At 52.6% G+C, this 15,099-nt stretch carries 12 protein-coding genes; 6 read left to right on the top strand and 6 right to left on the bottom strand.

The window, feature by feature from the left end; all coding sequences use genetic code 11:
- Positions 1-254 precede the first annotated feature (254 nt).
- A complete protein-coding gene (locus tag ACXYMU_RS18940; protein WP_458987989.1) occupies positions 255-707 on the top strand; it encodes a dual specificity protein phosphatase family protein in 453 nt (150 codons plus the stop codon).
- 103 nt (positions 708-810) lie between these two features.
- On the opposite strand, the gene ACXYMU_RS18935 is transcribed toward ACXYMU_RS18940, so the two are convergent.
- From ACXYMU_RS18935 to ACXYMU_RS18925, 3 genes are all read right to left on the bottom strand, one after another.
- Entirely contained in the window at positions 811-1,653 is an 843-nt protein-coding gene (locus ACXYMU_RS18935; RefSeq protein ID WP_458987988.1) for an aminotransferase class IV, read from the bottom strand.
- Positions 1,654-1,731: 78 nt separating this feature from the next.
- Complete coding sequence (locus tag ACXYMU_RS18930) at positions 1,732-2,616, bottom strand: carbohydrate kinase family protein (protein WP_458987987.1); 885 nt, start codon at positions 2,614-2,616, stop codon at positions 1,732-1,734.
- 45 nt (positions 2,617-2,661) lie between these two features.
- Positions 2,662-3,990 carry a sugar porter family MFS transporter gene (locus tag ACXYMU_RS18925; RefSeq protein WP_458987986.1) on the bottom strand — a complete coding sequence of 443 codons (1,329 nt, stop codon included), beginning with the start codon at positions 3,988-3,990 and terminating at the stop codon, positions 2,662-2,664.
- A gap of 331 nt (positions 3,991-4,321) precedes the next feature.
- Here ACXYMU_RS18925 and ACXYMU_RS18920 point away from each other — a divergent pair, with 331 nt between their 5' ends.
- Both ACXYMU_RS18920 and ACXYMU_RS18915 read left to right on the top strand, forming a co-directional pair.
- The gene (locus ACXYMU_RS18920; RefSeq protein WP_458987985.1) at positions 4,322-6,796 is read left to right on the top strand and encodes a penicillin-binding protein 1A; all 2,475 of its coding nucleotides are present in this window, start codon (positions 4,322-4,324) and stop codon (positions 6,794-6,796) included.
- Positions 6,797-6,910: 114 nt separating this feature from the next.
- Positions 6,911-7,789 carry an NAD(P)-dependent oxidoreductase gene (locus ACXYMU_RS18915; RefSeq protein WP_458987984.1) on the top strand — a complete coding sequence of 293 codons (879 nt, stop codon included), beginning with the start codon at positions 6,911-6,913 and terminating at the stop codon, positions 7,787-7,789.
- 85 nt (positions 7,790-7,874) lie between these two features.
- Here ACXYMU_RS18915 and ACXYMU_RS18910 read toward each other — a convergent pair whose 3' ends face one another.
- Together ACXYMU_RS18910 and ACXYMU_RS18905 are read right to left on the bottom strand one after the other, a co-directional pair.
- Complete coding sequence (locus ACXYMU_RS18910) at positions 7,875-8,825, bottom strand: NADP-dependent oxidoreductase (RefSeq protein WP_458987983.1); 951 nt, start codon at positions 8,823-8,825, stop codon at positions 7,875-7,877.
- A gap of 166 nt (positions 8,826-8,991) precedes the next feature.
- The gene (locus ACXYMU_RS18905; RefSeq protein ID WP_458987982.1) at positions 8,992-10,128 is read right to left on the bottom strand and encodes a hypothetical protein; all 1,137 of its coding nucleotides are present in this window, start codon (positions 10,126-10,128) and stop codon (positions 8,992-8,994) included.
- Between the two features lie 421 nt (positions 10,129-10,549).
- Between ACXYMU_RS18905 and ACXYMU_RS18900 the strand changes: the two genes are divergently transcribed.
- Both ACXYMU_RS18900 and ACXYMU_RS18895 read left to right on the top strand, forming a co-directional pair.
- A complete protein-coding gene (locus ACXYMU_RS18900; protein ID WP_458987981.1) occupies positions 10,550-12,394 on the top strand; it encodes a PAS domain-containing sensor histidine kinase in 1,845 nt (614 codons plus the stop codon).
- Between the two features lie 56 nt (positions 12,395-12,450).
- Complete coding sequence (locus ACXYMU_RS18895; protein WP_458987980.1) at positions 12,451-12,756, top strand: peptide-methionine (R)-S-oxide reductase; 306 nt, start codon at positions 12,451-12,453, stop codon at positions 12,754-12,756.
- Positions 12,757-12,771: 15 nt separating this feature from the next.
- Here the strand turns inward: ACXYMU_RS18895 and ACXYMU_RS18890 are convergent, their stop codons facing one another.
- On the bottom strand, positions 12,772-13,233 hold the full coding sequence (locus tag ACXYMU_RS18890; RefSeq protein WP_458987979.1) for a DUF4268 domain-containing protein: 462 nt from the start codon (positions 13,231-13,233) through the stop codon (positions 12,772-12,774).
- Positions 13,234-13,412: 179 nt separating this feature from the next.
- On the opposite strand from ACXYMU_RS18890, the gene ACXYMU_RS18885 reads away from it, so the two are divergent.
- Positions 13,413-14,867, top strand: a complete 1,455-nt coding sequence (locus ACXYMU_RS18885) for a M48 family metalloprotease (RefSeq protein ID WP_458987978.1) — start codon at positions 13,413-13,415, stop codon at positions 14,865-14,867.
- The last annotated feature ends 232 nt before the right edge of the window (positions 14,868-15,099 follow it).

Raw genomic sequence — 15,099 nt, 5'->3', positions numbered from 1 at the left:
GCACGCAAGACGCTTGAGCAAAGACTATGAGAAAAACAGAGTCAATGCCCAAAGCATGCTTTATTTGGCCATGATAGCTGTTATGTTAAAAAGATTTAAATAGGTTTTAAAACAGCTTCTAAGTAAAGTCACTTTTTTTATGTGCTTAATCCTGCAATTAAGTACACACCTGATTTTAATAAATTTGAGTGTGATAATGAAGCCGAAACTTAGTGCCTGAAGCTCATCCTGTCCGGTAATTTTTTTCTAAATCCATGCATCCGATCAGACCCTGGCTTTTTATTGGGAAGTACCGCGATATGTTGAACCCTTCCAACCTGGTAGTAAATCAGATTAAGGGCGTGCTGCAACTGGAAGACCCGCAGGAGCTTCCTGATGTGCATTCGTTGTATTTGCCCATCCAGGACGGTGCTCCTTTAGTTGAGGAGGATTTTTGGCGTGGGATACAGTTTATTTTGCTGGAGCACCAGCTAGGCCGAAACGTGGTTATTGCCTGTGCTGCCGGCATTAGCCGCTCGGTCACGTTTGCAGTGGCTGTGCTGAAAGAAACCGAAAACCTCACGCTGCTAGAGGCCTACAGGCAGATTGTGCAGGGAGATGCCGCCGCTTTGCCCCACCCGGTTCTCTGGGAGTCACTTTGCCGTATCTACAACGTTGACATCCCCTACGTAGAAGTCCTGAAGATCTACAACAAAGTCGCTTACTGACCAGGGATTCGCACGACTGCTCCTTTTGGCACTGTTCCGTTTCATGATAGATTTTGAATCAAAACCATTCCCCCTTTTCTGCTTCGCGAGGTATACGGGCAAACTATCCGCTTTGCATACCTGACTCTAACTGCTCAAGCTGCCGCCACAAGTCCATGGTTGTAGGCCCGGGTTTTCCGTTTCCGATCCGGTGGCCGTCAATCGCTACGAGAGGTAAAATCTGCTTGGTAGTGCTGGTCAGAAATGCCTCCTGCGCATCACGGAGGTCTTCTAGTGTAACCGGACCTTCCAACACTTTGTACCGTTGCCGGGCAAGCCGCAGCACGTTTTTCCGGGTAATGCCTTTCAACACGTGCTCGGCTGGGGTCACGAGGGTACCGTCCTGCCGCACAGCAAAAAAGTTGCAGCGCGGGAACTCACTGATAACACCGTTTTGATGGTAAAGCACATCATCGGCACCTGCGGCCCGTAACTGCTGCTGCAGCCGTATGCCCACGCTGTAGTTAATCGTCTTGACCCAGGGCAGTTCGCGGGTATGTTCAAAGGCAATGATCCTCAGGCCCTTCTCGCGCAGTGCCGGCCCCGGCAGCGAAAGCGGTTGCTGCAATAAGAGCAGGTTAGGATTTTGAATGGTAAAGCCTGTTTCGGAATAGCCGCCGGTTAGTATAATTTTGATGCCAGCCAACGGAATGTTGTTCCGCTCAATTAGCTGATGTATAAAATCCCTGATCTGGACGTCGGTATAGGGCAATGGCAGGTGCATGGCCTGGGCCGATGCGTAAAACCGGGCCAGGTAGTCATCCAGGAAAAGCGGGACGTTATCCTTTACCTTGAAGAAGTCGAACACGCCATACCCACGCTGAATAGCCAGATCGCTGACATGTAGAAAAGCCTGCTGCTGCAGCACGAACTCGCCCCTGATGAAAGCATATACCTTGTTTTCCAAAGTCACGGTGTTGGCTTAAGTGTACAGTTGTTGATGGCACAAAATGAAATAGTGCCTGCCTGAATAGTCGGTAAGGGTTTACTGCTTGTTGATCAGGTCTGCAATTGCCTCAGCAGAAACATGGGGGGTAGCGCCTTTTTTGCTCGCCACTAACGCGCCCACGGCACAAGCCTGCTCCAGAGCCTCGGCGTGGCTTTTACCGGCCAGGTAATTTGCCATGAAAACAGCCAGAAACGAATCGCCACTGCCAATGGTGTCCTGTACTTCAACCTGAAAACCCGCCTGCTCATGATAGCCCTTGGCGTCCAGCACAGCGGCTCCGTTCTCTCCCCGCGTCACGATGACCAGTTGCGCGCCATAGTGCTTGCGCAGAAAGTCCATGGCCTGCTGGTCGCGGTGGGCAACCTGGTGCCAGCCGGTAATCACTTCCAGCTCGTGGTGGTTCATTTTGATGATGTCGGCTTCGAGCAGCAGGGGCTCTACCACCTCCCGCGCGTCGAATGGCGGCCGCATGTTCACGTCCAGTACCTTGAGGTTAGCCACCTGCAGTAACGAGAGCAGCGTGCTGCGCGACGTGGCGCCACGGGCAACCAGGCTCCCGAACAGAAACACGTCGCTCTGGGCCACCATCTGCTCCAGTCCGTCCTGCATGTGGATATAATCCCAAGCCACCGAGGGCACAATCTCATAAGAAACCTCGGTGCGGTTTAGCATGTTGGCCTTCACCACCCCGGTCTGGTGCATTTCATCTAACTGCACCCACTGGCAATTCACATCCTTCTCGCGCAGGTAGTCCAGCAGTTTCTCCCCCTCTTCATCACGCCCAACACGGCTTACCATGGCGGGGGCCAGCCCTTGGTACTGCAAGTGTATGGCCACGTTCATGGGGGCACCGCCCGGATATTTCTCATCCGGCAGCACATCCCACAGCATTTCTCCAAAGCAAACGATCTTCTTGTTCATACAGGATTTTTTGAGGGTTAAGGAGCAGGTATAAATTAGTTGGTTTTACTGGTGCACGACTTCTCTTCCAATTTCTTCTAACGACGTTTCCTTCGTTTCCGGCATCATGCGCCACACAAAAATAAGCTGCAGCACCATCATCACACAGAAGATGAGGAAGGTTAAACCGCCACCCAGCGTCTCGGCGATGTATGGGAAGGAAAAAGCAATGATGGCAGCCAGAATCCAGTGCGTGAAACTGCCCAACGCCTGCCCAGAGGCGCGGACCTCGTTCGGGAAAATCTCGGAGATGAATACCCAGATCACGGCCCCTTGCGAGAAAGCGAAGAAAGCAATGTATACGAACAGGTAGATTGGAACGGCAAAGCCCTGGAAGCTCTCGGTAAAGAAGGCAAAGGATACCAAGCCAAGCGTGATGATGAGCCCGAAAGAGCCGATCAGCATGAGCGTGCGGCGGCCAAAGCGGTCAATAAAATTCATGGCCAGCAGGGTAAACAGAAAATTCACTAAGCCTACGCCCGCCGAAGAGAGCAAAGCAGAACTGGTGCCCAAACCCGTCATCTCGAAAATGCGCGGGGCATAATAAATGATCGCGTTGATGCCCGAAAGCTGGTTAAAGAAAGCGAACAGTACCGCCAAGGTAATGGGTTTGCTGTAGCGGTTAGAGAAGAAGGGGTCTTTGGGCCTGGTCACATCCGTTTCAGCAGACAACAGGATATCGCGCACGGTGAGAGCGGCATCTACCTCGGGGTTTGCCGCTTGCAGGGTCGCTTTTGCCTCCTCCACGCGGTTGCGCTTCAGGATAAGCCAGCGCGGGCTTTCCGGCACGAACAGCACCCCGATCAGGAAACCGATAGCCGGAAACGCCTCTGTGCCCAACATCCAGCGCCAGTCGTTCTGGCCAGTCCCGCCAATCAGGTAGTTAGACAAAAAGGCGATGAGGATGCCGAACACGATGTTGAACTGGAACAGCGCCACCAGTCGCCCCCGCGACTTGGCCGGCGAGATCTCGGTGATGTATAAAGGCGCCGTAACGGAGGATGCACCCACGCCCAAGCCACCAAGGAACCGGAAAAACAGAAAAGCATACCAGTCTGTCGCCAGCGCTGACCCTACCGCCGACACAAAGTAGAATACCGCTATCCAGAAAAGCGTTTTCTTGCGGCCCATGGCATCTGAGGGGATACCGCCAAACAAGGCCCCGATCACGGTGCCGACAAGCGCGATGGAAACAGTCAGGCCGTGCTCAAACACATCCAGGTCCCATACCTGCTGTATGGCACGCTCGGCCCCTGAAATGACGGCGGTGTCGAAACCAAAGAGAAAACCGCCCAAAGCCACCACGATGGACCAGAGAAATACTTTCTTGTTCATTATACCTCTAAATTAAGTTAAGCCAATCGCCGGGGCCTCCAACCGCGTTGCGGACTAGCAAGCGGGCAGAGTGCCGTTGACATTCAATATAGGAAACATTAAGTGTACTATTGCCACCGGTTGATAGTTATTCATGCGGAAGTTTGATTTACATGAAGCAGGAGCGATGGGCCGGAATGCCGTTCATATGGCGCAATTCTTGCCTGCCTACTTGCGGCCGCGTTGTTTCTTATATCAAAAAACGTTTGTAACTCGCAGCTTTAAACAGAGGTAATACAATTTTGCTGCGGCGGCACCTTGGTGGCACCATCCGAGGTATAGGACTTAACACATGAAGCATCTGCTCACGAAGATCATCAAACTACTTGTCTATAAAATCATATTGCCGGTTATCCTTTTCCTGAAAAAGGAGTTTCACCTTTTTTTCCAGAGCCAGAAGCCCAAGTTTACGCGCGCTTATTGGGGGCACAAGTTTTCTCGGCTCCGCAACTTCGACTTCCGGACAGCAAGGTTTACTGACTACAAATTCCTGTTCAGGTGGGGGTTGAAAGGCACGCTGGCGGTGCTGCTGCTCTTCACCTTCTTTTACCTGGCCGTTTTTATGGGGGTATTTGGGCACATGCCCTCTAAGCGTGAGTTGCGCCTGCACCAGAACAACACCGCCTCGGAGGTATACTCGGCTGACAGCGTGCTGCTGGGCCGTTATTTTATACAGGACCGCACCAACATCAAATACCGCGACATCGCCCCGACCGCTATTGAGGCGCTGGTTGCGACGGAGGATGCCCGTTTTTACAAGCACAGCGGGGTGGATGCACGGAGTTCTTTCCGGGTACTGATTAAATCGGTGCTGTTGCAGGAAAGCGCGGGAGGCGGTAGTACCCTCAGCCAGCAGCTGGCGAAAAACCTATACCCCCGCCGCGACTATAAGCTCTGGGACATGCCTGTGAACAAGCTGCGCGAGATTATCATCGCCCGGAAACTGGAGGGCATCTACAGCAAGGAGGGACTGCTGGAGCTCTACCTGAACACTGTGCCGATGGGCGGCAACCTGTACGGCATCGAGCGGGCCAGCAGGCGCTTTTTCAACACCACGGCTGACTCCCTGAAAACGGAGCAGGCGGCGGTGCTGATCGGGATGCTGAAGGCCACCACCACCTATAACCCGCGCCTGCACCCGGAAAAATCTAAAACGCGCCGTAACGTGGTGCTGAACCAGATGGCCAAATACGGGTATCTTACCCTTGCCCAGGCTGACTCGCTCAAGAAGCTGCCCTTGAAACTTGACTATCGCTATACTACCCACAACGATGGCTTAGCCCCGTACTTCCGGGAGCAGTTGCGGCAGGAACTGGAGGGATGGGCCGCCCGGCAGACAAAAAAGAACGGACAGCCCTACAACCTTTATACTGACGGGCTGAAGATTTATACCACCATCGATGCCGGGATGCAACTGCATGCCGAGCGTGCTGTGCAGCGCCGCATGTCGCAACTGCAGAAGCTTTTCGACCAGCATTGGCGCGGCCGCACGCCCTGGGGCAACGGGGATAACATCATTCAGACGGCCATGCAGCGCTCCGACCGCTACCGCAAGATGAAGCAGGCAGGGGTTCCGGATGCGGAAATCCGCAAAGCGTTCGGGAAGCCGGTTAGCATGAATGTGTTTAGCTGGAGTGGCGTGCAGAAAAGGGAAATGTCTCCGTTGGATTCCCTCGCCTATTACGAGCGTTTCCTGAACACCGGCCTGCTGGCCATGGACCCACACACGGGTTACGTGCGCGCTTGGGTAGGTGGCATCAACCACAACGTGTTCAAATACGACCATGTGCGCTCACGCCGGCAGGTGGGCTCTACCTTCAAGCCTATCGTGTATGCCGCGGCCCTGGAAAAAGGCATTGCGCCCTGCACCTTCTTCCCGAACCAACTCCAAACCTACGAAGCCTATGACAACTGGACACCCAAAAACGCGACCGGGCAGTATGGCGGCGAGTACAGCATGCGGGGGGCGCTGGCCCACTCTGTTAACACCGTATCCGCGCAGCTGATTATGGAGGCCGGCGTAGACCGCACTGTTGAGTTGGCTGAGAAGTTCGGCATCAGCAGCAAGTTGCCTGCCGTGCCTTCGCTGGCACTGGGCACGGCGGACATTTCGCTGCTGGAGATGGTGAGCGCCTATGCAACCTTTGCAAACAATGGGTTCCGCGTTTCGCCCACCTACATCGAGAAAATAACAGATCGCAATGGCAACGTTATCCGGCAGCATCGCCCTGACAGCCGGGGCAGGCGTGTGCTTTCAGGCAAAAACGCGGCTATTATGCTGCACCTGATGAAAGGCGTAGTGGAAGAAGGCAGTGCCGCGAAACTGCGCTCCCAGTTTGGCCTGCAGATGGAGATAGCAGGAAAAACAGGCACCACGCAGGAAAACGCGGACGGTTGGTTTATCGGCATCACCCCCAAGCTGGTGACAGGGGTATGGGTAGGCGCCGAAAGCCCGAAGGTGCGTTTCAGAACCCTGGCGTTGGGGCAAGGCTCTAGCACTGCCCTCCCTGTGTGGGGCGATTTTATGCGCCGGATTGCCCTCGACCCGGCTTATCCCGGTTTCATGCGCAGCCAGTTCGACCCGCTTCCCGCCAGTTTGCTCGAGCAACTCGACTGTGTTTCATTCCGGGAAGAGGCTCCTCCGCAAAACTTCTTCGAGCGCATCATAGACAATGTTACTGACAAAGCAGTGCAGACCTATAAAGAGTGGAAAGAGGAATGGAAGGAACGCCGGAAGGAAAAGAAGCAAAACAGAAAGAACCGGTAAGCCTCTAGCTCGGGCCGGCTAAACTTTTGGTAAGATGAAAGGTAAAGATTCGTAAGCAGGCTTTTTGAAGGCCTGACCACGCAAACGCAGGTATAACCGGAAAACAGACAAGATATGAAAGTAGGATTTATAGGACTAGGGATTATGGGCAGCCGGATGGCCGCCAATTTGCAGCGTGCCGGCCATGCGTTGGTCGTGTATAACCGCACCCAAAGCAAAGCCGACGAGCTGGTGGCCAACGGCGCCGTGCGGGCAAGTACCCCGGAGGAAGTAGGCAAAGCCTGCCGCCTGGTCATCACGATGCTTTCCACGCCAGAGGCGGTGGAGGAAACCGCCCTGGGTACACATGGGTTTTTGCGAGCGCTACCCGGCAATTCCCTGTGGGTAGATTGCAGCACTGTAAATCCTTCCTTCAGCAAAAAAATGGCCTGGCATGCGGGTAAAATGGGACAGCGCTTCCTGGATGCCCCTGTTTCGGGCACACTGATGCCCGCGCAAAAAGGCGAGCTGATCTTTTTGGTAGGCGGCAAAGCACCGGACGTGGAGCAGATACAGGAACTGTTGGATGTGATGGGTAAAAACACCGTGCACGTAGGCGAGAACGGGCAGGGTGCCAGCATGAAAATGGTGATCAACATGCTGCTGGCCCAGGCAATTGCCGCTTTCACGGAGTCGATGCGACTGGGGACGGCGCTCGGTATTTCAGAGGAGATGCTGAGCGAAACACTGGTTAACACCGTCGCCGCCGCCCCTTTCCTCAAAGTAAAACAGCAGAAACTGCTAAAGCGTGATTTCTCCCCTGAGTTTCCGCTGGAGTGGATGCACAAAGATCTGCACCTGGCCAGTATCACTGCTTACGAGCAAAATGTGGCCCTGCCTTCGCTTCATACCACGAAAGAGTTCTATGGCCAGGCTAAGCAACAGGGATTCGGACAGGAAGACCTGACAGCCGTGTATAAAGTGCTGTTCCCGGAAAGCAAAGAGCAAGGATAGAAAAGACCTACCCAATACTGTAAAAGGGCAGCCGGTAAAATTAAACCCTGGCTGCCCTTATATTTTTATGTACACTCAATAAGGGCTAGGGCTTGATCGCGATTTTGCCTTTGGTGTGCTTTGACTCAATCTGTGAGAATGCCTCAACTGCTTGGTCAAGGGTATACGTCTGGCTGACGTGAACTTTTAGTTTCCCAGTGTTGGCGTACTCGCGCAACGCATCCAATTGCTTTGCGTTCGGCTCAACAAACACGTATTGGAAGTTAATGTTCTTGTCTAGGTCCTGCCCCTGGTTGACGATGGATACCAGTTTGCCGTTGGGCTTCAAAGCAGTCAGGCTTTGCTCCAACGTGTCGCCACCAACACAGTCAAATATCAGGTCTATACCCTGCGGCGCGATGGCACTTGCGGCTTCACCAATGTGGTTGTCTTTATAGTCGATGGTATGGTCAGCACCCAGCTCTTTCATAAACTCGTGGTTCTGTGCGCTTGCTACGCCAATTACCCTGGCGCCTTTCACCTTCGCCAACTGAATACCAAGACTTCCAACTCCGCCAGAGCCTCCCAGAATCAGCACCGTTTGTTCGGGCTGTAACTGCCCGGCATCAAAAAGCGACTGATAGGCTGTCAGGCCGACCAAGGGTATACCGGCAGCCTCCTCCCAAGAGATGTTTCTCGGGCGTAGTGCCAGATAGCTTTCCGGCAGCACGACGTACTCGGCAAACGTGCCGCCCTGCACCAACGGGCGCCGGGCATAGGCGTATACCTCATCCCCAACCTCAAAGCGCCGGGCACTAAAGCCACGTTCCGCTATCACACCGGCTACATCCCATCCCGGAATAATCGGAAACTTATAAGGCAGGAAGTCCTTCAGATAACCTTCGCGAACCATAGCGTCTACGGGGTTCACGGCAGCCGCTTTGATGCGCACCAGCACCTCTCCTTCCTTCACCTCAGGTATCTTTACCTTTTTTATCTGAATTTTGTCTGATCCGCCAAAAGACTCATAGACAGCAGCTTTCATTTGTTTGCTCATAGCTTAAATAGTTTTCTAGTTTAAAACCCCGGCAATTACAAGCACGAGTGACTGCCGGGCTGATTTGTAATCAAATCAATTGAGAAGGTATAACGCAACATGCCTCTCCAGCTAAAAAACTACGCAGCCGCGGGCAAAAGGCTGCCCCTTGCATGATTTCAGGAGCTTATTGGCCTGAAGGAAGCTGTTTCAGCTCTGCTGCAATCCGTGTGTCCCAGCGGGCCTGGGCTACCTGGTCGATGCCATGCCGGGTTTCACTGTCATACTGCTCCTGCATCCGGTTCATTTCCCGAAACGACTCGATGTAAGCATACTGCATCTGGCTGTTATAATCCTCGAGTGTGAGGTGCTCAGTGGTTAGCTTCTGTTTGAATCGCTCAGCCACCAGCTTCACAATTTCAAAATGGCGCTGCTCGTGGTTCAGGCTATAGGCATTGCGGGCGGCGTCCTTCACCCAGGAGGAGCCCTTCAGCACGAAAACTTTCATGGTCAGGTTCAGGTGCAGCACACCCTCAGTCACTTCCGGCTGTCCTTCATAGGCAAAGCTTGGGAAAACGGCCGCAGCAAAGTGAGTGGGCTTAGAAGGTGCCCCTCTAAAATCAGCCCAGACCAATGGTCGGTTGGGGCTATAAAACACGGTATCGCCGGGTGCCTGTTGGGTATGGTCCTTGAAGGTTACGTGAAGGGAGGTAGCCAGCTTCTCATTTGTCCCTGCCTCACGGTCCATCCAGGTATTCAGGTATTGCACGGCATCGGCTAAAGCACGCCGCAAAGCCGGTTCAACTACCTCCAGTTGGCCAGCAGGCCGATCATACCGGATACCGCCTTTATACTCCAGTAAAGGAATGACCTGCCCACCGCGCTTATACTCAAACGCCATGGCCACTGCCACCTGCCCGTTAACACGCCCAGGCTTGGCACCCGGTGTTTCGGTAACCCGGCACTCCTGCAAACGCACTATCACGGGGCGCAGGGCTTTGTTATGCGATAAACTGCTTTGATAAAAGGCTTGGATCGCGGCCAGCCCCCCACCCTGTAAATCCACGGGCGAGGGTTTTGCGGGCGCCTGCGTCACGGGTGGCAACAGGTACCCAATATACTTACGGTCCTCCCGCTCATCTATCACCTGGGCGACATAAAACTCGCGGGGCGTGAAGGGTAATCTCTCGTTACGCAAGGCGATGGGCGGCAGTGTATCAGGCGGCGGGGATGCTGCGCCCAGGGTAGCCCACAACACAAACCCTGTCACCCAGCTGAAGACACGACTTTTATTTAGCGGATGATCAATTTTTAGAAATCTCATTTCACGGAATGGCTAACTTATTCTCAATAAGGTATGGTATGGCCTGTCAGGCTTTGATGCCGGCGAAGGCCTCACCTTCAGCAGAACATGCAGCCCGTCTGTTCAGTTCGCTCTCTGAGGCCACGTTTAAAATTTGACGCCGCGCATTAATTTGTAGGCTCTAACCCGTGTAACGACATAGATCGATTCGTACGGCTAAAAAATTAATTGCGCTCCAGCTATTTTACAGCATGATTCTAAGAAATTACTGACTGTATCGAACCAAAAATCAAACTTATATTGCCATTGTCAAGTATATTTAATATTGTATTCTTAGAGGATATATTTTTAACTATCTAATCATATTATCAAATCAATTATTTCATCCGATCTATATGACACAAATATTTTCCGGCAGAAATACTGATAAAAGTATATAAGCATGAACCACAACTTACTCGCTCCGGAATTTTACGACGCACTTGCCCGGCATAGTGCCGCCCTTATATCAGTCGTTGACAAAGCAGGCATCTACAAGTACGTCAGTTGCTCGGCGCATAAACTCACCGGCTATGGCCCGGAGGAATTAATGCGTAAATCTGCCTTGGAATTTATCCATACCGATGACCTGACGCACATGAAAGCGGCTTTTTCGCAACTTAACATCCATGCGGAGGTCGAGGTGCAACCGTTCCGCTTCAGAACCAAGGACGGGCAATGGCGCTGGATGGAAGCCACCATCACCAACGCCATGGACAATGAATTGTTGAATGGTTACGTGATCGACGCGCGGGATATTAGCCGAAAAAAAGAGACTCAGGCGGTGCAGGAGCGTAGCAAGGACTTCTACAAAGCCATGCTCCAAGCACACCCCGACGCCGTTTTCACACTGACGCCAAGCGGGATATTTGAGCAGGTAAACGCCAATATCTGCCGTATACTGGGGTATAGCCGGCAGGAGATCGAGGGAGAGCACTTTTCTAAGTTTATCGCCTCCTCTTTTTCTTTCGAGGCAAACAAGGTCATCAACAAAGCCCAGCACTGCGAACCAAGCAGCCTGGAAGGCAAAGTCGTGAACAAGTACGGCAAGGTTCGGACGCTGAGCTTTACCATCATCCCTATCTGCTCTGAGAATGTGCTAACTGCTATCCTGGGCATCGCCAGGGATATATCAGCCGAAAAGGGAGCTCTGAAGGAATTAGAAAAACTGTCGCTCATTGCCAGCAAGGCCGTCAGCTGCGTGATTATTACCGATGCCATCGGACGGATAGAGTGGGTAAACAGCGAGTTCACGAAAGTGACAGGCTACAGCATGCAGGAGTCGATTGGCAAGACTCCCGGCAAACTGCTGCAGGGGCCGGAAACGGATCCGGAGTCAATACAGGAAATGCACAAGTTATTTACCACCCACGAACCTGTGTCTATCGAGGTGCTAAACTACCGGAAGAGTGGCGAGAAGTTCTGGTTTTACATGGACATTTCGCCTATTTTCAATGACGAGGGCAAAGTTTCGCAGTTCTTTGCCATCCAGTATGATATTTCGGAGCGAAAGGCCGCAGAACAGAAAATGCGCCTTCTCTCGGAAGACCTGACACGACACAACCGGGAGTTGCACCAGTTCAATTACATCGTTTCGCACAACCTGCGGGCTCCGGTGGCTAACATAGTGGGCCTGGTGTCACTGCTGGAACACTTGGACGAGAAAAATGAGCATTTCATGAAAGTACTGCAAAAGCTGCGTGAAACCTCCCTTCACCTCGATCATGTGATCAAAGACCTGGACGAGATCCTGTCGCTGCGCGATGAGAGCAACAGCGGGTTTAACGAAGAGGTATGCCTGAGCTCCATCTGCGACGAAGTGATCCGTAGCCTGCATGACCGGATCGAGATCGCTGAAGCTACGGTGAAGGACAATATTCCGACAGATGTTTGCTTGAAAGCAAACCGGGCCTATGTATACAGCATTTTTCATAACCTGCTCTCCAACTCGCTCAAGTACCGCGACGAGGCCCGCCCGCTGCATGTACAGGTGAATTACAAAAACGAAGGATCGCAATACCTCGTCACGTTTGAGGACACGGGCAGAGGCATAGACCTCGAGCGGTTCGGGAGCGACCTATTTAAGCTGTATGGCAAGTTTGAGAAACGCACAGACGGAAGGGGGATCGGGCTGTACATGGTAAAGGCGCAGGTAGAGTCGTTGGGAGGCACCATCCAGGCAGACAGCACGCCCGGCGTGGGCACTACCTTTTATATCCGTTTTAATAAAACAGTAACGAAAGACTAATGCGGGTTTTCTGAAACCAAGCCCCTTTGCAGTTGTTTACCTCTAAATGACAACCAATGGGTATAGGGCATACATTCAGGCCAAAACACACTGCTGACAGTAAGGTATACTATGCGTGTGCAGCATGTGGCCATGGGTTGTTTTCGGGTGCACAGGAGTTTGATGCGGGCTGCGGGTTTCCAAGTTTCTGGCAGCACCTGCAAGGCAACGTGCGCCAGCAAGTACTGACCACCTATGGCCGCACCCGCACCCAGCTGCTTTGCCACCATTGCGGAGCGCACCTCGGGCACCTGTTCGGGCATCCGCATACGCCCTCTAACCTGCGCTACTGCATCAGTGCAGCTGCCATTGTCAAAAAATAAACTAGTTGAAATCGGCTACCAAAAGCTGTCAAAACTGTATTTGGCATTGCTCCAGAATTCATCGAGGGCGATTAACCGGGGCTTGAAAAAGCCAATCAACTGCGGCCAATCATCCTGGTTAAAAACATTGACAGGCCCGATCTCCTTTTGGATTTTACTGATGGTCTTGCCGTTCTCGTCCTGGGTATGCAGCAGCCACTCCCATTCTTCCCCCACACTTTCTTCCAGTATGCTTTTCAGTTCCTTGAACTGGTCGAAGTAAAGCTCCTGCAGCTCAGCATCAGGATGGGTGAGCTCGATACCGATGGAGGCTTTGCGATTATCAGCATGCATGCGGAAGTAAACGTGCTTTTGGCCGGTTTTGTAGTTAAGCCAATTGACCTTGAAGCCGTCTGCCGGTGGGTGCGGGGCAATGTACTGCCCAAAAGTGGTCCAGAAAGCCTGTCGGAGCTGTGATGCTTGCTCTTTCTTATACATGCCGCCAAGTTAAGTATTTTGCCTGTAATCTGCGCTGTACCCTTGCTGTTGGCAGCCCGGCCAGGCTGGGTGTCCCTGTGCAACTAAACTAGTACAATACCGTTTTGCCTAATAGGTTGCACAACTTCTATATTTATACATACGACACTGGATTAACTAACTTTCGCACACACACAACTATGAGAAAATATACGACCACGGGAATTGCGCTAGCATTTCTCTTTTTATTCAACTCCTGTTCCACAAACCCGGTCACGGGCAAAAAGGACCTCGTCTTGATGTCGGAGGAGCAGGAAATTGCACTTGGGCAGCAGTCTGACCCTGCGGTGGTGGCTCAGTTTGGGGTTTATGAGGATAAGCAGTTGCAGAACTTCCTGAATAACCTTGGGCAATCCATGGCTGCCATCTCCCACCGCCCAGACCTGAAGTTCACTTTCCGTATCGTGGATTCTCCCGTGATCAACGCTTTTGCCCTGCCAGGTGGCTATGTGTATTTTACACGCGGCATTCTGGCGCACTTTAACAACGAAGCGCAGGTAGCAGGGGTGTTAGGCCACGAGATCGGGCACATCACGGCAAGGCACTCGGTGCAGCAGCAGAGCAAGGCCACCCTGGCACAGGTTGGCCTGATCGCGGGGATGGTTATCTCACCCGAGATCGCGCAACTGGGCGATGCCGCGTCGCAGGGCCTTGGCTTGCTCTTCCTTAAGTTCGGGCGCGACGATGAACGGGAGTCCGACAGGCTGGGGGTAGAGTACTCCACCAAAATAGGGTATGATGCCGACGAGATGGCCGACTTTTTCCTGACGCTGCAACGCCAGCAGGAACAGAACGGAAATACGCTGCCTAACTTCCTTTCTACGCACCCAAACCCGGCAGACCGTTTTACGACCGTGAACCAACTGGCTGGCGAGTGGCGCAAAAAGTTACAACTGACAAATGCCAAGGTGAACCGTGAGAGTTACCTGCGCATGATCGACGGGATGATTTACGGGGAAGACCCCAAGCAAGGCTTTGTGGAGAACAACACATTTTACCATCCGCAACTTAAGTTCAAGTTTCCGATACCAAACGGATGGAAACATCAAAACTCTCCGCAGCAGTTCCAAATGGTAGAACCCAACGGTAAAGCCATGATGTCGCTGTCTTTGGCACAGGGCGAGAGCCTGGAAGCAGCCGCCCAGAAATTATTGCAGGGGTATGGCTTGCAGCCAACAGAGTCTAAGCAGGTGACGGTGAATGGGATGCCGGCACTGGCCATTGTGGCTGCGCCTCAACAACAGCAGCAGCAACAACAGCAACAGCAGCAAGACCTCCGGGTATTGATGTACCTGATCCAGTACGGTGGCAACATCTATAACCTGATGGGGGTAACAGCCACAAATAGTTTCAGCAACTTCTACCCTGTTTTCAGCAACACCATGCAGAATTTTGCCACCCTCACGGACCCGGACAAGCTGAACCGCCAGCCAGAGCGCCTGAAGGTTGTCTCTGTGCCGCGCACCATGTCGGTGGCCGAGGCATTCCGCAGCTTCAACGTGCCGGACAAGCGTATGGACGAACTTGCCATCCTCAATGGCATGCAGTTGAATGATCCGGTGGAGCGGGGCACACTCCTGAAGACGATCAAATAAAGTGTGATAAACAATAAATTAAATGCGAGCGGCGCTGTACCTAAGTACAACGCCGCTCGCATTTTTGAAGCTGCCCACATAGTAAATACCTGAATAGTCTTTGACTCCCACCAAGCTCCTAGCAAAGACTTTCTAGTTTCGCTAATACCCATCCAAAGTCCTGCGTTCATCAGGGCTGTCTTATTCTGATAAGTTTACAGTTTTGATGCCTTCGCTTATCCTGAAGCGGTTG

This window comes from Pontibacter sp. CAU 1760 (genome assembly GCF_054482735.1).
The sequence above is the reverse complement of the archived record's forward strand: the minus strand, read 5'-3'. Positions and strand labels throughout refer to the sequence as shown.